Below are 21,595 nucleotides of genomic sequence, written 5' to 3'. Positions count from 1 at the left end.
GCCGGGACAACCGGCTGTGAGGCCACCGAAGGCCGCCTATAGTTGTGACATGTCACAACGCGGCGCCGTGCGAGACGACGCGATGCGGCTGGCCTTGCGCCTCGAACCGCAGGTCAATCAGCTGGCCAGGAAGATGGTGGAGCGTCAGCGGGCCGAGGTGCCCGGTTTCGACCTCCTGCCCGGCGAGATGCGGGATGTGGAGATCGCGGCGACAGCCCGCCACGCGATCCGTGGCTTCCTTCGCCATGTGCAGGGCCTGCCGGACACCGACACCGAGGTGTTCCGGGAACGCGCCGCACAGCGCGCCGAAGAAGGCGTTCCCCTGGTCCAGTTGCTCAGGGGATACCACGTCGGTGTCGAGGTGCTGCTGGACGCGCTCGGCGCAGCGGCCCGTCCCGGCGAGGAGGCGGCGTTGCAGTCGCTGACCCGGATGCAGCTCAGCGCGCTCAACGCCACCGTCGAGAACGTCATCGAGGCGTACCTCGCAGGGCTTGCCGACCAGCAGGCGGCGGCTCGGGAGCTGGCCCGGGCGCTGATCCGCGGTGACGCGCCCGAGGAGGTCGCCGGCCGCTACGGGCTTTCCGTGGAACCCGGTTACCTCGTGCTCAGCGTCCGGGCACATGGGACCCAGGAGCCGGTGACCGCACGCAGGCTGCTGCGCCAGGTACTCGCCCGGCTCGCCCCGCTCGCCGAAGGGCGCGCACTCAGCCTGCCCGACGCATACGGCGGCTGCATCCTGCTGCCCGCCCGGACCGCGCCCGACGCCGTGGCCGGCCGGCTCTCCACCGGCCTGCCTGTGCCGCCGATCGTCGGCGCCGCCACCGCGGCCACCCCCGAGGAGGTCCCGGCAGCGGCCGAACGAGCGCGCCGCATCGCCGCCGTGGCGGGCGAACCCGGCCTGCATCGGCTACGGGACGTGCTGCTCGAGTACCACCTGTCCGGAGCCCCGGACAGCGCCACCGAACTGCGCGCCCTGCTCGAACCGTTGGACCGGCAAACCGGGCTGACCGCGACCGTGGCCGCATTCCTCGCCTGCGACTTCGACCGGCGTCGCACGGCCCGGGCGCTCGACGTACACCCCAACACCGTCGACAACCGCCTCGCTCGCGTCGCCGAGCTGACCGGCGTCGACCCACGCACGGCGCGCGGCGTGCAGCTCTTCGGCACCGCGCTGACCTTGCATCGGCTGGCCGACCGGGATCCCTGCTGAAGCGTGCCTGCCGCCGGCTCAGCGGGTCCGGCCGGTCGGCGTCCACTGGCGAACGACCCCGACGATGCACCGGCCGGGGCGCTCGGGGGTGGCTCAGCGCGCGGGGAGCGCGGCTTCGTCCCGCGCCTTGCCCAGCCGCGGGACCGCCAGGCACGGCCCGGCCACGAAGTTGCTGAGCTTCGCCGCGTGATGTCGCGGGCCTGGCGGCGCGCGCCGAACTGTGGGGACGGGCGCCCTCTGCGCGGCATCACAGGAAGATCATTCGTGGTGGGTGGCCTCCGTCAGCAGACCTTGGGGGGCGGCCAGCCGGTCGAGCAGGCCGGTGAGTGCGGCCCTCTCCGTCGCGGTCAGGTTCGCGGCGAATTCGGCGTCGGCGGACTGTGCCAGCTCTCCGCAGGCTGCGAGCAGTTCCCGGCCATGCTGAATGATTCGTTTGATGACCGAAAGGGTCAGTCATGCTCAGTCCTGCCACCGTCCAGCTGCACTTCGCCGATCTCCAGGAAGGCATCGTCGAGCTCAGCGGCACAACTTCACCGGCCACCATCAGGCGATCCGTGGACTTCCTGGCCCACCTGGCTCAGCTGCTGGACATCCCGGTCACCCTCTCGGCGGCACCACGCCCGGGTGGCCCCGCGGTCATCGAGGAGGCATCCATCCCCCAAACGCCCGTCTTCGTCCGCAGCGGACCGTGCGCCTGGGACGATGCGGCCACCCGCCGGGCCATCACCGCCCAGCCCGGGAAGAACCTCGCCATCTGCGGCGTGACCAGCGAGATCGTCGTACTGCACACGGCACTTGACGCCATCGCGGCAGGCTATGAGGTCTCCGTACTCCTCGACGCCTGCGGTGGACTATCGCCGCGCACCGAGCAGGCCGCCTTCCGCCAGATCGAGGCGGCCGGAGGCCGGATCACCAGCGTCGCCAGCCTCGCCACCGACCTCGTACGTGACTTCACCACCCCGACGGGCCAGGAGGTCATCTCGGCCCTGCACGATCTGATCCAGCACCCCGCGGCCGAACCGGCACGGTAGCCACCAGCGCATGCCCCGGCCTGGACGGCGCACTGCACCGCGCGGACGGCTACCAGGCGGCGTACTTCCTGTCATACCCGCTGGTCGCCGCGTTCAAGGGGATGAGCGTCGCCACGCTGCAGACACTGGTCTACCTCTTCGCGATGATCAAGATCGCGACCACCTTCACCTGGATGATCGTCGTCTCGCTCAGGACCGACATGGGTGTGGCCTGGCACCGCTTCCTCGCCTTCCCGAACATCTGGTTCAAGCGCAACGCCAAGGGCGCGCCCGCGCTCGGCGCACTGTTGCCGATGCACTCGGGCGGCCAGCCGATCGACTTCGAGGACCCGGCCGACGACGCCGTCTTCGGCGTCTCCCAGGTCGAGGAGTTCTCCTGGAAGGGCATCCTCGACTTCTCCACCTGCACCGAGTGCGGCCGCTGCCGGTCCCAGTGCCCGGCCTGGAACACCGGCAAGCCGCTTTCGCCCAAGCTGCTGATCATGAACCTGCGCGAGCACGCCTACCACAAGGCCCCGTACCTGCTCGCCGGTGAGGACAAGTCGAACGTCCCGGCCGCCGCTGCCGCCGAGGCCGAGCGCCCGCTCATCGGCACGGCAGAAGAGAACGGCGTCATCGACCCGGACGTGCTGTGGTCCTGCACCACCTGCGGCGCCTGCGTCGAGCAGTGCCCGGTCGACATCGAGCACATCGACCACATCGTCGACATGCGCCGCCACCAGGTGATGATCGAGAGCAGCTTCCCGACCGAGGCGGGGACGATGCTCAAGAACCTGGAGAACAAGGGCAACCCCTGGGGCCTGGCCACCAAGGCCCGCCTGGACTGGGTCAAGGAGCTGAAGAAGGAGACCGGCATCGAGGTCCCCGTCATCGGCGAGGACATCGACCCCGCCGAGGTCGAGTACCTCTACTGGGTCGGCTGCGCCGGCGCCCTGGAGGACCGGGCCAAGAAGACCACCAAGGCCTTCGCCGAGCTGCTGCACACCGCGGGCGTCAAGTTCGCCATCCTCGGCAAGGAGGAGAACTGCACCGGTGACTCCCCGCGCCGCCTCGGCAACGAGTTCCTGTTCCAGATGCTCGGCGCGCGGAACGTCGAGACCCTGAACGCGGCGCTGGAGAACGCTCCCACCAAGCGGATCGTGGCCACCTGCCCGCACTGCTTCAACACCCTCGCCAACGAGTACCCGCAGCTGTGCGGCCACTTCGAGGTCGTCCACCACACCCAGCTGCTGCAGCACCTGATCGACGAGAGCAAGCTGATCCCGGTCAACCCGGTCGAGGGCCTGATCACCTACCACGACCCCTGCTACCTGGGCCGCCACAACAAGGTCTACACGCCGCCGCGCGAGATCATCGAGAAGGTCCCGGGACTGCGCAACGAGGAGATGCACCGCCACAGGGAGCGCGGCTTCTGCTGCGGCGCCGGTGGCGCGCAGATGTGGATGGAGGACCGGATCGGCAAGCGGATCAACACCGAGCGCGTGGACGAGGCGCTGTCGCTCAACCCCGACATCGTCTCCACCGCCTGCCCATTCTGCCTGGTGATGCTCTCCGACTCGGTCAACGGCAAGAACAACGAGGGCGCCGCCAAGGAGGCCCTGTGCGTCGTGGACGTGGCCCAGCTGCTCCTGGAGTCGGTCAAGGCCGACCCGGCCGCGCCCGAGGCCGAGGCCGAAACCCCGGAGCCGGTCTCGTCCTGAGCCCGTGTGGGAGTGGCTGTTGCCGTTCCGCTGTATGTCCGAAGTCGGCCGCTGACGGACGATCGACCCCAGGCCCGAGAGCGGCCGGGGGCCGAAGACCGCCTACACGGTCTTCGGCCCCCGGCGGGGTGTCACGGCTGCGGCCGTGCAAGACGGCGCGTGGACCGGGTGCAGCCGAATCGCCGCATCACGGGCACGCCCGCCAGGGCGGGCTAGCGGCGGCCGACGTGGTGGTCGTGATGCCAGTGCCGGTCGCCGAACCAGCCGTGGTGCCGGCCACGGTTTCGGTCCCAGCCGCCGAAGTGATCGCGGAGACGCGCGGTGCCGCGGTCGCCGGACCAGCCGCGATTCCGGTCGCGGTCGCCATCGCGGTCGCGGTCACGGTCACCTACGTGGTCGTGGTAGCTCCCGACGACATGCGAACGGTAGCCGTACGAAAAGCTTCTTCCCTTGTCACGATCATGGCCGCCCCCGTCGGCGAGGGCAGGCAGGGCGGCCGCCCCGACAAGGGCGGCCGACGCCACGAAGGTGGCGATCAGGCGGACAGTGGTACGAGAAGCAGACATGGAGCTGTCCCCTCACGGTCGTGCACGCCCACCCTGGCGGGGGCCGACGTGCCATCCGAATTCTCGGTTGGATGCCGAGACCCGCCACTGTGGACTCCCTCGGCGCCACCGGATCGCCAAACCAATTCACGTTACAAAACGCCGACATATCCGTAACTGTCCCTTGTATGCGCCATCGATGCTGCAGAGGGCCCGGGGCGCCGGCCCGTTGCCGCTCCCGACCCTGCTCTGATCAGGCCAGGAGCACCTGATGACGAATGGTGCCCAGGACGGGCTCGCCGCCTCGACTCCCTCGACCGGCTCAACGGTCTCGGTAACGACGGAGGGCCTGCATTCGGGTGATCCGGGCGGACACCCGGTACGACGCCCGCAGACCACCCGCTCGTCCTCCTGATGCTTCTTCAAGTCCTGGGCCGCAGACGGGCACCGCCCAGAGCGGTGCCGGTGCACTGTGAAGGCGGCGGATGTCAGCACATCCGCCGGTATCTCTACCCGCGGGCGCACAACGGGGGCACACGCCACGCATGCCGCGCCCCGGCAGCAGGATCCCTGCCGCCACCCGGGTCGGTCGGTGTGGGCCGTCGGTGGCAAACTTGGCCGCGCCCGCTTGCGCCTGCGGTCGCGTCACCCCGCCTCGCTGAACAATGGCCCCGGTCAAGACACACGGACGGCTCTGCACGGCACCGAGGGGAACGGCCGATGGACACAGCACGACTCCCGAATCGTAGAGCTCTGCTGGCCGGCGGACTCGCGAGCGCAACGGTCGCGCTCGCGGGATGCTCATCGACGAGCGCCGCCTCACCGGCGAGAAGCGCCTCGCCAACAGCGCGCCCGACCACGCCTTCCGCTGCCTTCGCAAGGCTGATGGAAGGCAACAAGCGCTGGGTGAGCGGACACCTGCAGCACCCCGACCGGGATCCGGACCGGCGCCAACTCGTGGCCCAGACACAGGAGCCCTTCGGGGCGGTCCTCTCATGCATCGACTCCCGAGTGCCGCCCGAGCTCCTCTTCGACACCGGGCTGGGTGACCTCTACGTGATGCGCACGGGCGGACAGGCAGTCGGCCCGGTGGTCACCGGATCCGTCGAGTACGGACCCATGACGAGCGGCACCCCGCTCGTCGTGGTCCTCGGCCATCAGCGATGCGGCGCAGTCAAGGCGGCGTACGAGTCCCTCCGTGGCGGCAAGCCGCTGCCCGGCAATCTGCAGGCGATCACCAAGGCTCTGCAGCCGGCGTACAAGCAGGCAGTACGGGAAGGCGGCACCGACCCGGTCGAGACCATGACCCGTGCCCAGATCAAGTTGACCGCGAACAAACTGCGCTCCAATCAGGACCTCGCCCCTCTCGTGCGGAAAGGCGCGCTTGCCGTGGTCGGCGCCTACTACTCGCTCGACACCGGCGCAGTGGAGGTCCTGACCGGCGCGCCCTCCTGAACCGGTCGAATCGGTGGGCGCTCGAGTTCCTGCCTGCGGGGAGCTCAGTTGTCCAGAGGGGAACCGGTGGGGGATCGGGGCGAGCGCGTTGTCGGGCACCGTCCGCACGGCAGCGCAGCTTCGTACCGCGCCAGGACTGTGGGGCTGACCACCCGTCGTCGTGCCCGGTTCTCCATCCGCCACGGGTGAGTTGGGAACAGCGGCTTCGTCAGGGGATGCGGGCCACTCCGGCATAGACGCCGCTGCCTTCCGACGACGGCACCGGATGAGCCTTGAACCACTCCGTGGCCGTCACCAGGCCCGGGTCGACCAGGTCCAGGCCGTCGAAGAAACGGGCCACCTCGGCGCGGGGACGGAAGCCGAGATGGATGCCGGCCTTGGCATACTCGGCGGTGGCCCGTGCCGCCAGTTCGGGGTAGATGTCGGACGCGGCGTGCGACATGACGAGGTAGCTGTCCGACGGCAGGGCGGCGAGCAGTTCTCGTACGATGCCGTGGGGTTCGTGGTCGTCGGGGATGAAGTGCATCAGCGCGATCAAGGAGAGCGCGATGGGTCGCTCGAAGTCGAGGACCCCACGGGCGTGCTCGAGGATCTCCGCCGGTCGGCGCACATCGGCCTCGATGTAGTCGGTGATGCCTTCGGGTTTGCTGATCAGCAAGGCCTCCGCGTGCCGCAGCACGATCGGGTCGTTGTCGGTGTAGACGATCCTCGCGGACGGCACGGTCTCCTGCACGATCTGATGCAGGTTCGGCTCGGTGGGAATGCCCGTACCGATGTCGAGGAACTGGTCGATGCCCTGACCGGCCAGCCAGGCGGCCGCGCGGTGCATGAACTCGCGGTTCTGCCGAGCGGCGTCATGCGCCTCGGCGGGCAGCCGCTTCCCCACCGCCTCGTCCACCGGGTAGTTGTCCTTGCCGCCCAGCAACCAGTCGTACACCCGTGCCGGATGCGCCGTACTGGTGTCGATCCGCCGAGGGTCGGGGGTGCCGGTCGCCATCAAAGACTCCATCGCGCGCGTGGATCACCAACATTGCCGATCGTTGAAGTCTCGCACATCAAGTACCCGGTTGAGACGCGTAGTTGACATGGCTCGCCGCCGCGGTCCGGCGTCAACCCCATTCCTTGGACCGGGCCTTCTTCGGCGGGTCGGGGGGTACAAGGCCGGAAATCGCCGGATGGCGGAAAGCTTCGCGGCGACGCATGACGCGGGTGGCCTTCCGGGGCACCTCGGACATGCGGTACGCGCCAAAGTCCACGCGGACGCGGGATGGTTCCCGGGGGTGCGGCCGGCCGGCCGGGACGCTCCGGCACAGGCCCGGGTCGTGCTCGTTTGGCGAGCCCACCCCCGACGTCACAGCTTCGACACGTCTCCTTCACGCAGAGCACACTTCCGGCCGGTCCGGGTTCCGGGCGTACCCGGAGCGGCAGACGATGCGCTCGCCGCATGCCTAGCCTCCCGGGCCATGCGATCACCTCTGATGAGACGCCTCGGCCTCACCGCCGTCCTCGCCTTCGTCCTCGCCGTGTTCGGCCTCGCCCCCAGCGCGAGCGCGGCCGACCCCGCACCGGTCACACTGACGTTCGCCACCGACAGCGCCACCACAACCCCCGGCGGGACGGTGAACCTGTCGATGACGATCACCAACAACAAGACCTACGACATCTGGTTCGTCCACCAGACGATCGACCCGACGTGGCTGACCACCCAGCGCCCCGACCTGAAGTACGGCTTCACCGGCTGCAGCCTGGCCACGGCGGCCGGCACCACCCCCTGCTCCGGCACCGGCCCGGCCAACCTCGGCGGCAACTACGGCGCCACCATTCCGCCCGGGCAGAGCCGCACCGTCACGCTCTCCCTGAAGATCGCCACCGACTCCGGCTGCAACGGCAACATCGGCTTCTACTCGTACTACTACGCCGAGTTCAGCGACAGCAGCAACACCAGCGGCGGCCCGGTCTACACGCCCGTGACGCGAGTGCTCTGCGCCTGACGGACCCTCCGGCTCCGTGGTGGAAGATGACCTGAATCGGCCCGCGACCGGCCACCCACCGCGGTCTGGACCACCGGCACTTCGCCCGGCGGACCCCATCGGTCCGCCGGTGCGCCCTTCGGGGCCCGGACCAGCGCACGGGGCCGCCCGCATGCCCGGGGGCGTGCGCCCCGGCAGCCGTGGAAGGTCCGAACAGGGCCCGAAAGCGCTCAGTTGGACACCTGCTCTTTTCCGTCACGTTTCACAACTCGACCACGAAAGCTACACACGGACATCAGTATGTGACGCGACGAATGCGTCGACGAACGGCTTCTGAGGGGGACGCCTACGTCGCGCAAGGGGGTGCGTCCGCTCCGCGGGAGTGTGCTCACCCCTGCCCGGGGAGGGGACTTCACCGCATGAAGCGGACCATACGCACCACCGCGCTCACAGTTGGCGGGCTCATCGCCGCACTGGCCCTGCCGACCGGAGCGGCCCACGCCGACACCACCGCACCCCGCATCGACTTACGCGTCCTGCTGGTGAGCGACGGCGGCCCGTCCACCGACGCCATCGCGGCGGAACTGGACGCAGCAGGAACGCCGTATACCGAGGTCGACCTCAACCGGTCCGACCGGCCCACGATCGACGCAGGGTTCCTCGCCGACACCGTGGACGGCCGGCCGCGGGCCAAGTTCCAGGCCGTGGTCCTGCCCGACGACAACCCGTTCGCCTCGGGCTCCGCCGAGATGGCGGCACTCGCGGCATACGAGCAGACGTACGCGATCCCGCAGGTCGACGCGTACACCTACGCGCGTCCGGAGGCGGGTCTTCAGTACCCGGTCCAGGGCGGCTACTCCGGCAGCATCGACGGCGTCCGGGCCGATGTGACCACCGCCGGCAAGGCCGGACCCTTCGGATACCTCAACGGGGTGGTGCCCTTCGAGGACAACTCCCCTACTGTGAGCGAGAGTTACGCCTATCTTTCGACGCCCGCCGCCGGAGCGGATTTCACACCGTACGTCGACGCGCCCATCCCGGGTACGTCCAAGCGCGGCTCGCTGGTGGGCGAGTACCGGCACGACGGGCGGCGCGAGCTCGTTGTCACCTTCGTCTACAACCAGTACCAGGAGCAGTTCCGGCTGCTGGCCCGGGGCATCGTGGAGTGGATGACCGGCGGCGTGCACCTGGGCGCCTCCCGCAGCTACTTCGCCGTACACGTCGACGACGTCTTCGCCGCCGACGACCGGTGGGACACCCAGCTCAACTGCACACCCGGCGACATCGACTGCACCAACGGCGCAGGCACTCCCCGTCCGATCCGCATGACACCCGCGGACGTCGACTACTCCACCGCTTGGCAGAAGGGTCACCACTTCACCTTCGACCTGGCCTACAACGGCGTCGGCAGCGTCGACCAGCGCACGGACAACAACGGCGTCGACGAGCTCGCCGACAAGCTGATCGCCGACCGCAACGAGTTCCGCTGGGTCAACCACACCTTTACCCACGCCTTCCTCGGCTGCGAGCAGGACACCACCGTGGTGCCCTGGAGATGCTCCACCACCCCCGACGGCAGCACCAGGTGGGTCAGCCGCAGCACCATCTCCGACGAGATCGCAACCAACCGGGCCTGGGGGCAGGCCGCCGGGCTGCCGCTGGACAACAGCGAGTTGGTCACGGGAGAGCACTCGGGCCTGAAGGTGCTGCCGCAACAGCCGGACGACAACCCAAATCTGGCCCCCGCCCTCGCCGACAACAAGGTCACCTGGCTCGCGGCGGACAACTCCCGCGACCCCGGGCCGCGTCAGGTGGGCGCGGCCACGACCGTGCCCCGCTACCCGATGAACGTCTTCTACAACGCCGGTCACGCGGCGGAGGAGGCCGACGAGTACAACTGGATCTACACCAGCCGCGCCCAGGGCGGCAGTGGTCTGTGCGAGGACAGCCCGGCCACCACAACCTGCCTCCCCGCACCGCTGAACACGACCACCGGCTACTCCGACTACATTGTGCCGCTGGAGACCCGGATCGCCCTCGGCCACGTCCTGTCCGACGATCCGAAGCCGCACTTCATCCACCAGTCCAACCTCGCCGAGGACCGCATCGCCTACCCGGTGCTCAACGGCGTCCTCGGCGGCTACCGAGCCCTGTTCGCGGCCAACACCCCCGTGGTGAACCTGCGGATGAAGGACATCGGCACCGAACTGCAGCGCCGCGCCGCGTGGCAGGCCGCCCTGCAGGCCGGGAACGTCACCGCCTACCGCATCGGCACCACCGTGACCCTCCAGGCACCGGCCGGTGTGGCGGTCACCGCAACGCTGCCCGCCGGCACCCAGCTGGCCGGCACCGCCTTCGGCACCGCCTACGCGGGAGAGGTGTCCGGCTGGACACCCTCGTCCGGCGCTCCGCTCGCCTTCACCCTGCCGACGTCGGCCGCGGCCCCGTCCGCGGCCGCCCACGTCAAACCCGCCCCGGCGACCCGCCCCGCCCCGCACTCCCGCGTCCCCGCGGGCGTGACCAAGCAGGTCCCCTACCGCCCGGAGCACTGAACGGCGCACCGACCGTAGGTCCCGGCCGCCCACGCGCGGCCGGGGCCGGCACGCCCACCCCACACCTCGGCCGTGGAGCACATCGATGCACGTTCACCACGGCGCGCGACGCCCCAGCGCAACGCGCGTCACCCTACTCACCGAAGGCACCTACCCGCACAGTCACGGCGGCGTCAGTGTCTGGTGCGACCAGCTCGTCCAGGGCATGCCCGACATCGACTTCGACGTCATCGCCGTCACCGGCACCGGTCGCGAACCTGTTGTGTGGGACCTGCCCGCCCAGGTCGCCGGTGTCCGCTCCGTCCCCATGTGGGGCGTCCCTCCGGAGGGCCGACCGCCGCGGGGCCGCGCTCGCAACCGGCTCACCGCCGCATACGAGCGGTTCCTGACCGCGCTCCTCGATCCGTGCGCCGAGGACGGGTTCGCCCCCGCCCTGTACACGATGGCGCGGGCCGCGGCGGACGGGGCGCTGAGCCCGTTCCTGCGGAGCGACCGGGCCGTCGCCATCCTGGCCGCGGTGTGGAGCCGTCCGGGACTGGTCGTGCGCGAGGCGCGGCCGACCCTGCACGACGCGCTCACCGCCACCGGCCTGCTGGAGCACGCGCTTCGTCCGCTGGCCGCGCCGCCACCGGACCGCGGGGTGGCACACGCGGTCAGCGGCGGCGTCGCCGTACTGCCGGGGCTGGCCGCTGCCGAACAGCACGGGGTTCCGCTTCTGCTGACCGAGCACGGCGTCTATCTGCGAGAGCGCTATCTCGGGTACCGCACCGCCCCCTACCGCTGGCCGGTGAAGGCGGTCGTCCTGGGCTTCTTCCGGCTGCTGGCGGAGGAGAGCTACCGCCGGGCGGACCTGATCACACCGGGCAACCGCTACAACCGGCTGTGGGAGGAACAGGGCGGTGCCGACCCGGAGTCGATCCGCACGGTCTACAACGGCGTGGATCCCGCCGCCTTTCCACCGGCCGGGCCCGAGCCCGAGGTGCCCACCCTCAGCTGGGCGGGCCGAGTCGACCCGATCAAGGACCTCGAGACCCTCATCCACGCCTTCGCCCTGGTCCGGGCGGAACTGCCCGACGCCCGGCTGCGGTTGTTCGGCGGAACACCGCGGGGCGGAGAGGCATACCGGGAGCGCTGCGAGGCCTTGGCCGCCGAACTCGGACAGGCGGACGCCGTCACGTTCGAGGGCCGGGTCGAGGACATCAAGGATGCCTACGCGGCCGGCAACGTCGTGATGCTCTCGAGCATCAGCGAGGGTTTCCCGTTCACGCTGATCGAGGCCATGTCTTGCGGGCGGGCGACCGTGTCCACCGATGTGGGTGGGGTGCGGGAGGCGGTCGGCGACTCCGGTCTCGTGGTTCCACCGCGTGACCCGGCCGCCATGGCCGCCGCCGTGCTGCACCTGCTCGGTGATCCCGGGGGGCGGCGGGCGATGGGCGAGGCGGCCCGGCTTCGGGTGATCGAACAATTCACCTTGCGCCGGACCATCGACACCTTCCGTTCCATCTATCTGGAACTGTCGGTGCGCCCACGACGGACAGCAGTCGGCCGGACCGACGGGAGAACCGTTTCGTCGCCCGCGGCCGCCACCTCCGCACATGCACCCGCCGCCAAGGCGCCGGTTCCCCGGCCCCGGACGGTCGCGCAGGCCTCCCCGGTCACGCCCCATGCGGCGGGCCAGGCCTCACCGGTCACACCCACCGAGGCGGGCCCGGTCGGCTCGCGATCGAGGAGCGTGGCCATATGAGCGGCCCGATGGCCCTCGAGCCGGGCGGAACGGAGCAGGACACGCTCGCGCTTCGGCTCGCGGGGACACGACCGATCCGCCCGCGCCGGTCCGACGACAGCACACTCGCCCTGCGCCTGCCGCAGCACGGCCCGCACGACGACGAGGTCAACCGGCTCGCCGCCGACCTGGCCGATCGCATCGGTCCTTCGGTCCATCCCTACGAGGTGGCCGCGCTGCTGGAGGCGGAGGGCCTGTCCGCCGATGTGATCAAACACCGGTGCGGGCACCCCAACCTGTTCTCACTCGCCTCGGCGCTGTACGAACGGGTGCCCCGAACCTTCCCCGAGCCCGCGCAGTCCCCGGATCCATGGCGTCCGGACCATGTGCGCTGTCTGCTGCGCGGAGTCCTGTTCGCGCTGCCTGGACTCGCATATCTGCTCGCCGCACCGCTGTGGCACGCCAAGGACCACGCTCCCGCCCTGATCGTGGCAGGCATCGTCTCCTGGGCCTGGGGGCAGGCGCTGGGCCACCGCGCACATCTACGGATGGCCACCGGGCGCCGGGAGGCGGGCCGCACACTGCTGACGGGGGCTCCGCTGGGGGCGGTCGTCGCCACGGCCGTCGCGACGCCGGCAGCCGGAGGCGGTCCGGTGACCTGGGTCGCACTCGCGCAGTCGTCGTATCTGTCCGCGGCGGGCGTGCTGCTGGTCCTCGCCCGGGAACGGTGGCTGCTGGCCGCGCTCACCCCGCTCATCGCAGGGGCCGCGCTGCTGCCGTGGTGGGAGCCCGGGACGCTGGCGCGCGCCGGCCTGCCCCTGCTCGCACTCCTGGCCACGCTCGCCGCCACGGCCAGGGCCCTGCGGCTCGTCCTCGCCGCCCCGGCGGTTGCCGACGGCCCCAGGCCGCGGCTGACCGCGTCCCTTCCCTACGCGCTGTTCGGTCTGGCGGCGGCGGTGCTGGTGCTGCTGGAGAGCCGGCGGCACCCGTACGCGGTGATCGTGCTCACCGTGAGCATGGGACCGGCCGAGTGGCTGCTGTACCGCTACCGCGGATGGTCGCTCGCCGCACTGCGCACGACGGCGACACCCGCCGCCTTCCTGCTGCGCTCGGCCGGCATCCTGGGCCTCTGTCTGTTGGCCTACCTGCTGCCCCTGCTGCCCGCGGCCCCGCTCACCGGTGCCGGCCCGGCCGAATTGCTGCTGCTCGCCGCCACCTTGTGGACCGCGCTGCTGCTCCAGGCGTTCGGAGCGGCGTGGCCGCCGGCCGTGATCTGTCTCCTGGCCGCGGGTGGCGCCGGCGCGGTCACCCTGCTGCGGCTGCCGCCGGGTCCGGCTGTGCTCTCCCCGTGCTGCGGCGCGGCCGTGCTGTGTCTGTCGGTGTGCGTGCTGCGGCTGCTCGGCCGACCCGCTCCGCACATGTGACCGCGTACGACCATCCGACCGCACCCCAACTCCGGGCGGCCGTCTCCGGCCGTCCGGGCCGGGGCCCGACTCACGACCGCGCCCGACACCCGCTCCGTCGGCCCCGCCAGACCGCACCACCCCGAAGGAACCGCTCAACAGACCCGAAAGGAAGTCGAGTTGACCTCCGCACCGCTCGCCGCTGTCACCGGAGCCGAGGGTTTCATCGGCTCACACCTCACCGAAGCGCTCGTCGTCTCGGGACACCGGGTCAGAGCCATGGCCCAGTACAACTCCTTCTCCTCCTACGGATGGCTGGAGACACTGCCCGCCGACGTCCTCGACCAGGTGGAGATCGTCCTCGGCGACGTCCGCGATCCCGGCTCGGTCCGCGGGCTGCTCGAAGGCGCCGACTCCGCCTACCACCTGGCCGCCCTCATCGCGATCCCGTACTCGTACCAGGCACCGCACAGCTACGTGGACACCAACGTCACCGGCACGCTGAACGTGCTGGAGGCGGTGCGCGCCCTGGGCACGCCCCGGCTGGTGCACACCTCCACCAGCGAGACGTACGGCACCGCGCAGACCGTGCCGATCACGGAGGACCACGCCATCAACACCCAGTCGCCGTACGCTGCTTCGAAGGCGGGCGCGGACCGGCTCGCCGACAGCTACCATGCGAGCTTCGAGACCCCGGTCGTGACGCTGCGGCCGTTCAACACCTTCGGACCGCGCCAGTCGATGCGCGCGGTGATCCCCACCGTCATCGGCCAGGTGGCGGCCGGTCGGCGCACCATCACCCTCGGCGATCTGCGTCCCACGCGCGACTTCACCTATGTCAAGGACACCGCGCAGGCATTCCTCGCGGTGGGGACCGCACCGGCGGAGCGGGTGGTGGGCCGCACCTTCAACGCCGGGACGGGCGGGGAGATCTCGGTCGGCGACCTCGTCGCACTGATCGGCAAGGTGATGGACACCGCCCTGGACGTGCGTGAGGACTCCGAGCGCCTGCGGCCCGCCAACTCCGAGGTGATGCGGCTGGTCGCGGATGCGACCCGGCTCACCGGGGCGACCGGCTGGCAGCCCGCCCACACATTGGAGCAGGGACTGGCACACACCGTGGAGTTCTTCCGTGACCCGGCCAACCTGGGCCGCTACAAAACCGGCATCTACAACATCTGACTCCGTCCGGCGTCCACGAAGGAGTAAGCCCATGCACGCAGTGATTCTGGCCGGAGGCAAGGGCGTCCGGCTGCGGCCCTACACCACGGCGCTGCCCAAGCCGCTCGTGCCCATCGGCGACCAGCACGCCATCCTCGAGATCGTGCTGCGCCAGCTCTCCACGGCAGGCTTCACCCGCTGCACGATCGCCATCGGCCACCTGGGCGAGATCATCCGCGCCTTCGTCGGCGACGGTTCCCAGTGGGGCATGACCATCGACTACGCCACCGAGGAGAGCCCCCTGGGCACCATGGGCCCGCTGCTCACCATGCGCGAGCGCCTGCCCGAGACGTTCCTGGTGATGAACGGCGATGTCCTCACGGACCTCGACTACGCCGACGTCCTGCGCAGGCACCGAACGTCGGGAGCTCCCCTGACCATTGCCACGTACGCCCGCAAGGTCCACATCGACTTCGGTGTGCTGACCACCGACGCGAGCAAGGTCGTCGCCTTCACGGAGAAGCCCAGCATGGACTACCGGGTGTCCATGGGGGTCTACGGCCTGTCCCGTTCGACGCTGGACGGCTACACGCCCGGTCTGCCGCTCGGCTTCGACGAGTTGGTCCTTGACCTGCTCTCGGCCCGGCGTCCGCCGCACGCCTACGAGTTCGACGGATACTGGCTGGACATCGGCCGCCCGGACGACTACGACCGGGCCAATGCCGAGTTCACCACACGCAAGTCGCTTCTGCTCAAGGGAGCCTGAGCCCCGCATGCGTATTCTCGTCCTCGGCTTCTCCGGCTATCTGGGGCGCCACATCGCCGCGCACCTGCGGGATGTGCCGAACACGCAGGTGCTCGGCGCCGGCCGCGGTCCCGACGCCGACTACGGCGTCGACCTCGCCCGCGACGAACCGGAGCGGCTGGCCATGACCCTGAAGTCGGCGGCGCCCGACGCCGTGGTCAACTGCGCGGGTGTGACCGGTGGCGACGCCGTCACCCTCGCGGAGGTCAACGCCCGCGGCCCGGCAGTCCTGTGCGCCGCGCTGCGCGAGGCGGCCCCCGCGGCCCGCGTGGTCCACCTCGGCTCCGCCGCCGAGTACGGCCCCGGTGTCCCGGGGACGAAGGAGACCGAATCGGCGGCCACCCGCCCGCTCGGCCCGTACGGCGCCACTAAACTCGCGGGCACGGTCACGGTGACCACCTCCGGCCTGGACGCCGTGGTCCTGCGCGTGGGCAACCCGGTGGGGCCCGGAGCACCTCCCACCGGGCTGCCCGGCCGGATCACGGCGTTGCTGCGCGCGGCCGGGCAGGACCCGGAGGCGGTACTGCGGCTCGGCGACCTGTCCGCGTACCGCGACTTCGTCGACGTACGCGATGTCGCCCGGGCGGCGGTACTCGCGGCTACGGCACCCGGGCGGCTGCCGCCTGTGCTCAACATCAGTGGCGGCGAGGCGTTCCCGGTGCGCGAACTGGTGCGGAAACTGGCGCGCCGGGCCGGCTTCCGGGGACGGGTCGAGGAGAACGCGGACGGCTCGACCCGCTCGGCCGAGGTGTCGTGGCAGTGCTCCGCGGTCAGCGCCGCCGATGATGCCCTCGGCTGGCGGCCGTCCCACACCCTCGACGAGTCCCTGGCCGCACTGTGGGCGGCCACGGATCCGCGACCGCGCGAGCCGGGAGGCGACAGCACGCCATGACCCTGCTGATTCCGCTGTACGTCCACCCGGCCGAGGACCCGGGCACCTGGCACCGTCTCATCGCGTCCGCCGCGGAAACGTACGCGGTCGTGCTCAACCCGGCGAGTGGTCCGGGGACGGGTCCCGATCCTGCGTTCGCCGCGGTGGCCGACGCCCTGCGGGCGGCCGACGCCCGCGTGCTGGGCTACGTGGACACGGACTACGGTGCGCGCGACGCGGCCGAGGTCACCGACGAGGTGCGCCGGCACCGGGAGTGGTACTCGGCCGACGGCTGCTTCCTGGACCGCGTGACCGCAAGGTCGGACGGGCTGCCCGCCTGCCGGAAGCTGGTCCGGTCCGTCCGTCGGCTCGGCGCCGGGACCGTGGTGCTGAACCCGGGTGTCCATCCCGCGCCCGGCTATGCCCGCCTGGCCGACCTGACGGTCACCTTCGAAGGCCACTGGTCCACGTATGTGTCGGCGTTCAGCCGACCGGCCTGGGCGGCGCGGCAGCCGCCCGAACGGTTCTGCCACCTCGTGTACGGGGTACCCGAGGCTCTCGTACCGCTTGCCGTGCGCACGGCACGCGAGCGCGGTGCGGCGGTCTGCGGACCCGTGACGGGGAAACCTCCCAACCCCTGGGCCCAACTGACCCCCGCACTGACCGGGACGGAGCGATGAGAAGCAGGACACTGGGCTGCGCGACTCTCCTGGCCGCCCTGGCGGCCGCAACGCTGACCGCGTGCTCCGGCGCGGACCCGGGAGGCGGCGAGGACGGGCCGTCCCGCCCGCACGGGACAGCACCGGGCCCGGCTCAGACCGTCGGCCCCGGTGCGACGCGCCCGCCCACCGCCGGACCGTCCGCCCGGCCCCACCCGCGGTGGCAGCCCCGCCCCGGTCTGGCCTGGCAGTGGCAGCTCGAGGGAAAGGTAGACCCCTCGGCCGACGTGCCCGTCTACGACATCGACGGCTTCGAGAACACCGCGTCGGACGTCGCCGGTCTGCACAGAGCCCGCCGCAAGGTGATCTGCTACATCAACGTGGGTTCCTGGGAGGACTTCCGCCCCGACAAGGACAGGTTCCCGCGCTCGGTACTCGGCGCACCCAACGGGTGGCAGGGCGAGCGCTGGCTCGACATCCGCCGGATCTCCGTACTCCGGCCGCTCATGGAGCGACGGTTCGACATGTGCCGGGACAAGGGCTTCGACGCGGTGGAGCCCGACCTGGTGGAAGGCTACGGCAACCACACCGGCTTCCCGCTCACCGCACGTGACCAGGTCAGGTACAACCGCATGATCGCGGACATCGCACACGCGCGCGGTCTGTCCGTCGGCCTGAAGAACGACCTGCCACAAATCCCGCAGCTCCTGGGCGACTTCGACTTCGCCGTCAACGAGCAGTGCGCGGAGTACGACGAGTGCACGAAGCTCACTCCCTTCATCGCTGCCGACAAGGCGGTCTTCCACGTGGAATACACGGAGCCGACCAGCAACTTCTGTCCAACGTCACGCAAGCTGAGGCTGTCGTCGATGCTGAAGAAGCCGGAACTCGGTGTGTGGCGCAAGGCGTGTTGACCTGCCGTGATCCTGGCGCGAGCGGTCGCCTCTCCCCCGACGAAGTGTCTTCCGACCCGGTCCGATGCCCGACAACCTGTCCGCGGACCTGTTACGAAAGGCCCCGCTAGGGTCGCGGGCATGACCCACAGCCTCGTTGTCCGTATCGCCGACGCCGTGCTCGAACCGGAGACGCTCGACCCGGCGCAGATCGTCTCCGGCACGCCCGAGGTCACCGGCAAGGTGATCTGGGAATCGGAGGACGGCCGACAGGTGCGTGGCATCTGGCAGATCACACCCGGTGTCGTGACCGACACCGAGGCGAACGAGCTGTTCGTGGTGATCAGCGGCTCCGCGACGATCGACATCGAGGGCGGTGGGACGCTGCGCGTCGGCCCCGGCGACATGGCCGTGCTGCGCGAGGGCGACCGTACGACGTGGACGGTGCACGAGACGCTGCGCAAGGCGTACGCGATCAGCCTCTGAGCGCAAGGACACCTTCGACGGCCCACACCCGGTCCGCCTCGGTGACGGTCACCACGTGAGAGGTCCTCCGAGGTGCCGGGCTGCCGGCCGGCCTCCGGCATGCGCGGTGACGTATGCGTTCCTCACGGCCCTTCCATGACAGAGGTGACCCACACCTCCTGACACTCGTGACTGTCGGCCGCCCCATGCGAGGTGGAAGGCTCAACAGCACACGGCGCGGGTGACATGGGCGCGGAAGGGGGCAGCGGCATGGACGAGCGGTACGAGGTGTACGCGCTGGCCGACAAGGACTTCTACGAGAGGCCGGACCGTCTCTCGGCGGACCCGCAGGAGGCGGCGCCCTCGTACCGGACGGCCCGGCGCGCGGTGCCGGAGGGATGGCGGGCGGACCAGGTGGGTGACTGGCTGACGCTGACGCCGGTCGGTCCGGACGGCCGGCCGCAGCCGGCACCGGTTCAGGGCTGGAAGGTGCACGCCTCCGCCACCCTCGCACATGCGGAGCGGATCGCGGCAGAGGTCTGGGACTACTGTGTGCCGCGTCGGATTCCCTTCAAGTTCGTGCCGTCTCCGCACCTGCTGCACCTGCGCAATGCCAAGTACGCGGCCCGCGGCACGAGCGGCAAGTTCGTCACGCTCTACCCGGCCGACGAGGAGCAGCTCCACCAGGTGCTGCGTGAACTCGGCGCGCGGCTGGAGGGCCTGGAGGGCCCTTACATCCTGACCGACCTGCGCTGGGAGAACGGGCCGCTGTATGTGCGCTACGGCGCGTTCGCCCACATGTACGTCGTCGACGACCGCGGTTCGCTCGTCCCGGCGATGCACGACGGAACGGGCCGGCTGGTGCCCGACCGGCGTCAGCCTTCCTTTCATGTGCCGGAGTGGGTGACGCTGCCGGAATTCCTGGCACCGCAGCTGGCGGCGCGCAACGCGACCACCGTCGGCGATCTGCCGTACCGGATCGAGAAGGCACTGCACTTCTCCAACGGCGGCGGAGTCTATGCCGCCACGGACACCCGCACGGGCCGCAAAGTGGTCCTCAAGGAAGGTCGCCCGCACGCGGGACTGGCGGCCGACCGGGCCGACGCGGTCGCCCGACTCGAGCGGGAACGCCAGGCGCTCGAGCGACTTGCGGGGCTCGACGTGGTCCCCCAGGTGCGCGACTGGTTCTCCCTCGGCGATCACAGGTTCCTCGTCATGGACTTCCTGGAGGGCCGCCCGCTCAACGCCTTCTACGCCGAGCGGCATCCGCTGCTGACGACGGACCCGGACCCGGCGGAGGTCCGCGCGTACACCGACTGGGCCCTGCGCATCCACCGGGCCGTGGAGCAGGCGGTGGAGGCGGTGCACGCGCGCGGGATCGTCTTCAACGACCTGCACATGTTCAACATCATGATCGGCCCGGACGAGGAGTCGGTCTTTCTCCTCGACTTCGAAGCGGCGGCGCCCGTCGAGGAGAACGGACGCCAGGTCGTCGCCCATCCTGGTTTCTTCGCCCCGCCCGACCGCACGGGCACGGAGGTCGATCGCTATGCGCTGGCGTGTCTCAGGCTTTCCCTGTTCATGCCCCTCACCACACTCTTCGTCGTCGACCGTGGCAAGGCCGCCCATCTGGCCGAAGTGATCGCCGGTCAGTTCCCGGACCTGCCCGGGCGATTCCTGGACGAGGCGGTCGCGGAGATCACCCGCGAAGGCGTCACGGCAGCACGGCAGGAAACAGGTCGGGGGCGGCGGTCCTCCGGGGACGTCGGTTCGGTGTTGCCCGCCCGGTCCTCCTTGTCGTTCGCCTCGCTCGCCGAGCCGGGCGACTGGCCCTACAGCCGCGACTCCATGGTCAAGGCGCTTCTGGCCTCGGCCACACCGGAGCGGGACGACCGGCTCTTCCCCGGCGACATCGCCCAGTTCTCCGACGGCGGCGGGCTGGGACTGGAGTGCGGCGCCGCGGGCGTGCTCTACGCGCTGGCGCAGACCGGAGCCGAGCGCTACGAGGAGGGCGAGCGGTGGCTGCTCGACCACACCGATCCGGTGCCCCCGGGTACTCCGCTCGGCCTGTACGACGGCCTGGCGGGCGTGGCCTACGTCCTTGACCTGCTCGGCCACCGGCAACGTGCGCTGGATCTGCTCGAGGGCGTACTGCGGGAGCGGTGGCAGCGGCTGTCCTCGGACTTGAGGTCGGGACTGGCCGGGCTGGGGCTGGTGCTGGATCATCTGGCCCGCGGTACGGGCGAACCGGAGCTGGAGTCACGCGCGGCAGAGGCCACGGTACTGCTGATGGAGCGCCTGGCCGAGCCCCGCCCGGGAAAGGCGAAGCCGCGCTCCGGACTCCTGCGAGGCGCGAGTGGGGCCGCCTTGCTGCTGCTGCGACGGTACGAGGCGACCGGCGACCGGGCACTGCTCGGTGCCGCCGGCGAAGCACTCCACCGCGATCTGGAGTGCTGCGTGGTGCAACGCGGTGGAGGCCTCGAGGTCGACGAGGGCTGGCGCACCCTGCCCTACCTCGGAGACGGCAGCGCGGGTATCGGCATGGTCCTCGACGACTATCTCGCCCACGGAGGTGAAAGGCGCGAGGAGTTCGAACGAGCCCGCTCCGGCATCATGGCGGCCGCCACCGCCCGCTTCTATGTACAGCCCTGCCTGTTCGCCGGCAGTGCCGGGCTGCTCCTGCACCTCAGCCGCACCACCGCACCGGGCGCGACCGGCGAACACATCGCCGGTCATGTCACCGGCCTCAGCTGGTTCGCGATGTCCTACCAGGGCCAACTGGCCTTCCCGGGGCACCAGATGATGCGGCTGTCCATGGACCTGGGCACCGGAACGGCAGGGTGCCTGCTCGCGCTCGGCGCGGCTCTCGACCCGACGGTCCCCGCTCATCTGCCCTTCCTGCCGCCGCACCGGCGGACCATGAACGCGGCCGCGGATCCCACGCGGTCGTGACACAACCCCGTCCCCATCGGAACACGACGAAAGGAACGATCATGGCCCTGCTCGACCTGCAGACGATGGAGTCCGAAGAGCACACGCATGGCGGCGGCAGCATGGTGAGCCTGCTGTCCTGTGTGAGCGCCGCCAGCGTGATCCTCTGCGTCTGACGGCAACCGTCGTTCACTGCCCCGGGCGGCCCGCCGCGAGGAGGA

Annotated in this window: 17 protein-coding genes and 1 pseudogene; 16 read left to right on the top strand and 2 right to left on the bottom strand. The window is 70.6% G+C overall.

The window, feature by feature from the left end:
• Positions 1 to 49 precede the first annotated feature (49 nt).
• Positions 50 to 1,210: a PucR family transcriptional regulator gene (locus AAW14_RS04805; protein WP_265560215.1), complete on the top strand. Its 1,161-nt coding sequence runs from the start codon at positions 50 to 52 to the stop codon at positions 1,208 to 1,210.
• Positions 1,211 to 1,665: 455 nt separating this feature from the next.
• Positions 1,666 to 3,941: pseudogene (locus tag AAW14_RS04795) on the top strand (isochorismatase family protein).
• A 212-nt stretch (positions 3,942 to 4,153) separates the two neighbouring features.
• On the opposite strand, the gene AAW14_RS04790 reads toward AAW14_RS04795, so the two are convergent.
• Positions 4,154 to 4,507 carry a hypothetical protein gene (locus tag AAW14_RS04790; RefSeq protein ID WP_265560213.1) on the bottom strand — a complete coding sequence of 118 codons (354 nt, stop codon included), beginning with the start codon at positions 4,505 to 4,507 and terminating at the stop codon, positions 4,154 to 4,156.
• A 250-nt stretch (positions 4,508 to 4,757) separates the two neighbouring features.
• Here AAW14_RS04790 and AAW14_RS04785 point away from each other — a divergent pair, with 250 nt between their 5' ends.
• Entirely contained in the window at positions 4,758 to 4,901 is a 144-nt protein-coding gene (locus AAW14_RS04785) for a hypothetical protein (RefSeq protein ID WP_265560212.1), read from the top strand.
• Between the two features lie 470 nt (positions 4,902 to 5,371).
• Positions 5,372 to 5,941, top strand: a complete 570-nt coding sequence (locus tag AAW14_RS04780; protein ID WP_265560211.1) for a carbonic anhydrase — start codon at positions 5,372 to 5,374, stop codon at positions 5,939 to 5,941.
• 208 nt (positions 5,942 to 6,149) lie between these two features.
• Here the strand turns inward: AAW14_RS04780 and AAW14_RS04775 are convergent, their stop codons facing one another.
• A complete protein-coding gene (locus tag AAW14_RS04775) occupies positions 6,150 to 6,938 on the bottom strand; it encodes an SAM-dependent methyltransferase (protein ID WP_265560210.1) in 789 nt (262 codons plus the stop codon).
• Positions 6,939 to 7,404: 466 nt separating this feature from the next.
• Here AAW14_RS04775 and AAW14_RS04770 point away from each other — a divergent pair, with 466 nt between their 5' ends.
• The 12 genes from AAW14_RS04770 (at position 7,405) to AAW14_RS04715 (ending at position 21,550) form a co-directional block, all read left to right on the top strand.
• Positions 7,405 to 7,932 carry a hypothetical protein gene (locus AAW14_RS04770; RefSeq protein ID WP_265560209.1) on the top strand — a complete coding sequence of 176 codons (528 nt, stop codon included), beginning with the start codon at positions 7,405 to 7,407 and terminating at the stop codon, positions 7,930 to 7,932.
• Positions 7,933 to 8,330: 398 nt separating this feature from the next.
• Entirely contained in the window at positions 8,331 to 10,463 is a 2,133-nt protein-coding gene (locus tag AAW14_RS04765; RefSeq protein WP_265560208.1) for a hypothetical protein, read from the top strand.
• An 85-nt stretch (positions 10,464 to 10,548) separates the two neighbouring features.
• Positions 10,549 to 12,207, top strand: coding sequence for a GT4 family glycosyltransferase PelF (gene pelF, locus AAW14_RS04760; protein WP_265560207.1), 1,659 nt, complete (start codon positions 10,549 to 10,551; stop codon positions 12,205 to 12,207).
• Positions 12,204 to 13,610 carry a hypothetical protein gene (locus tag AAW14_RS04755; protein ID WP_265560206.1) on the top strand — a complete coding sequence of 469 codons (1,407 nt, stop codon included), beginning with the start codon at positions 12,204 to 12,206 and terminating at the stop codon, positions 13,608 to 13,610. The genes pelF and AAW14_RS04755 overlap by 4 nt, the downstream gene beginning before the upstream one ends.
• 159 nt (positions 13,611 to 13,769) lie before the next feature.
• Positions 13,770 to 14,771, top strand: coding sequence for a GDP-mannose 4,6-dehydratase (locus tag AAW14_RS04750; protein WP_265560205.1), 1,002 nt, complete (start codon positions 13,770 to 13,772; stop codon positions 14,769 to 14,771).
• Positions 14,772 to 14,802: 31 nt separating this feature from the next.
• A complete protein-coding gene (locus AAW14_RS04745; protein WP_265560204.1) occupies positions 14,803 to 15,516 on the top strand; it encodes a nucleotidyltransferase family protein in 714 nt (237 codons plus the stop codon).
• 7 nt (positions 15,517 to 15,523) lie between these two features.
• Complete coding sequence (locus tag AAW14_RS04740) at positions 15,524 to 16,447, top strand: NAD-dependent epimerase/dehydratase family protein (RefSeq protein ID WP_265560203.1); 924 nt, start codon at positions 15,524 to 15,526, stop codon at positions 16,445 to 16,447.
• Complete coding sequence (locus tag AAW14_RS04735; RefSeq protein ID WP_265560202.1) at positions 16,444 to 17,106, top strand: spherulation-specific family 4 protein; 663 nt, start codon at positions 16,444 to 16,446, stop codon at positions 17,104 to 17,106. The genes AAW14_RS04740 and AAW14_RS04735 overlap by 4 nt, the downstream gene beginning before the upstream one ends.
• Positions 17,103 to 17,999 carry an endo alpha-1,4 polygalactosaminidase gene (locus tag AAW14_RS04730; RefSeq protein ID WP_265560201.1) on the top strand — a complete coding sequence of 299 codons (897 nt, stop codon included), beginning with the start codon at positions 17,103 to 17,105 and terminating at the stop codon, positions 17,997 to 17,999. The genes AAW14_RS04735 and AAW14_RS04730 overlap by 4 nt, the downstream gene beginning before the upstream one ends.
• A gap of 120 nt (positions 18,000 to 18,119) precedes the next feature.
• The gene (locus AAW14_RS04725; protein WP_265560200.1) at positions 18,120 to 18,464 is read left to right on the top strand and encodes a cupin domain-containing protein; all 345 of its coding nucleotides are present in this window, start codon (positions 18,120 to 18,122) and stop codon (positions 18,462 to 18,464) included.
• A 249-nt stretch (positions 18,465 to 18,713) separates the two neighbouring features.
• Positions 18,714 to 21,395, top strand: a complete 2,682-nt coding sequence (lanKC, locus tag AAW14_RS04720) for a class III lanthionine synthetase LanKC (protein ID WP_265560199.1) — start codon at positions 18,714 to 18,716, stop codon at positions 21,393 to 21,395.
• A 41-nt stretch (positions 21,396 to 21,436) separates the two neighbouring features.
• Positions 21,437 to 21,550 (top strand): SapB/AmfS family lanthipeptide, encoded by a 114-nt coding sequence (locus AAW14_RS04715; protein ID WP_265560198.1) that lies wholly within the window; start codon positions 21,437 to 21,439, stop codon positions 21,548 to 21,550.
• Positions 21,551 to 21,595: the final 45 nt, after the last annotated feature.

Origin of the sequence: Streptomyces hygroscopicus (assembly GCF_026168105.1) — a bacterium.
GTDB lineage: Bacteria > Actinomycetota > Actinomycetes > Streptomycetales > Streptomycetaceae > Streptomyces > Streptomyces hygroscopicus_D.
This window is presented reverse-complemented; position numbering and strand designations above follow the sequence as displayed.

Bases quoted from the DNA above. Each gene is read 5' to 3' on its own strand.
- AAW14_RS04805 (WP_265560215.1), top strand. From the start codon at position 50: ATGTCACAACGCGGCGCCGTGCGAGACGACGCGATGCGGCTGGCCTTG.
- AAW14_RS04790 (WP_265560213.1), bottom strand. From the start codon at position 4,507: ATGTCTGCTTCTCGTACCACTGTCCGCCTGATCGCCACCTTCGTGGCG.
- AAW14_RS04785 (WP_265560212.1), top strand. From the start codon at position 4,758: ATGACGAATGGTGCCCAGGACGGGCTCGCCGCCTCGACTCCCTCGACC.
- AAW14_RS04780 (WP_265560211.1), top strand. From the start codon at position 5,372: ATGGAAGGCAACAAGCGCTGGGTGAGCGGACACCTGCAGCACCCCGAC.
- AAW14_RS04775 (WP_265560210.1), bottom strand. From the start codon at position 6,938: ATGGCGACCGGCACCCCCGACCCTCGGCGGATCGACACCAGTACGGCG.
- AAW14_RS04770 (WP_265560209.1), top strand. From the start codon at position 7,405: ATGCGATCACCTCTGATGAGACGCCTCGGCCTCACCGCCGTCCTCGCC.
- AAW14_RS04765 (WP_265560208.1), top strand. From the start codon at position 8,331: ATGAAGCGGACCATACGCACCACCGCGCTCACAGTTGGCGGGCTCATC.
- pelF (WP_265560207.1), top strand. From the start codon at position 10,549: ATGCACGTTCACCACGGCGCGCGACGCCCCAGCGCAACGCGCGTCACC.
- AAW14_RS04755 (WP_265560206.1), top strand. From the start codon at position 12,204: ATGAGCGGCCCGATGGCCCTCGAGCCGGGCGGAACGGAGCAGGACACG.
- AAW14_RS04745 (WP_265560204.1), top strand. From the start codon at position 14,803: ATGCACGCAGTGATTCTGGCCGGAGGCAAGGGCGTCCGGCTGCGGCCC.
- AAW14_RS04740 (WP_265560203.1), top strand. From the start codon at position 15,524: ATGCGTATTCTCGTCCTCGGCTTCTCCGGCTATCTGGGGCGCCACATC.
- AAW14_RS04735 (WP_265560202.1), top strand. From the start codon at position 16,444: ATGACCCTGCTGATTCCGCTGTACGTCCACCCGGCCGAGGACCCGGGC.
- AAW14_RS04730 (WP_265560201.1), top strand. From the start codon at position 17,103: ATGAGAAGCAGGACACTGGGCTGCGCGACTCTCCTGGCCGCCCTGGCG.
- AAW14_RS04725 (WP_265560200.1), top strand. From the start codon at position 18,120: ATGACCCACAGCCTCGTTGTCCGTATCGCCGACGCCGTGCTCGAACCG.
- lanKC (WP_265560199.1), top strand. From the start codon at position 18,714: ATGGACGAGCGGTACGAGGTGTACGCGCTGGCCGACAAGGACTTCTAC.
- AAW14_RS04715 (WP_265560198.1), top strand. From the start codon at position 21,437: ATGGCCCTGCTCGACCTGCAGACGATGGAGTCCGAAGAGCACACGCAT.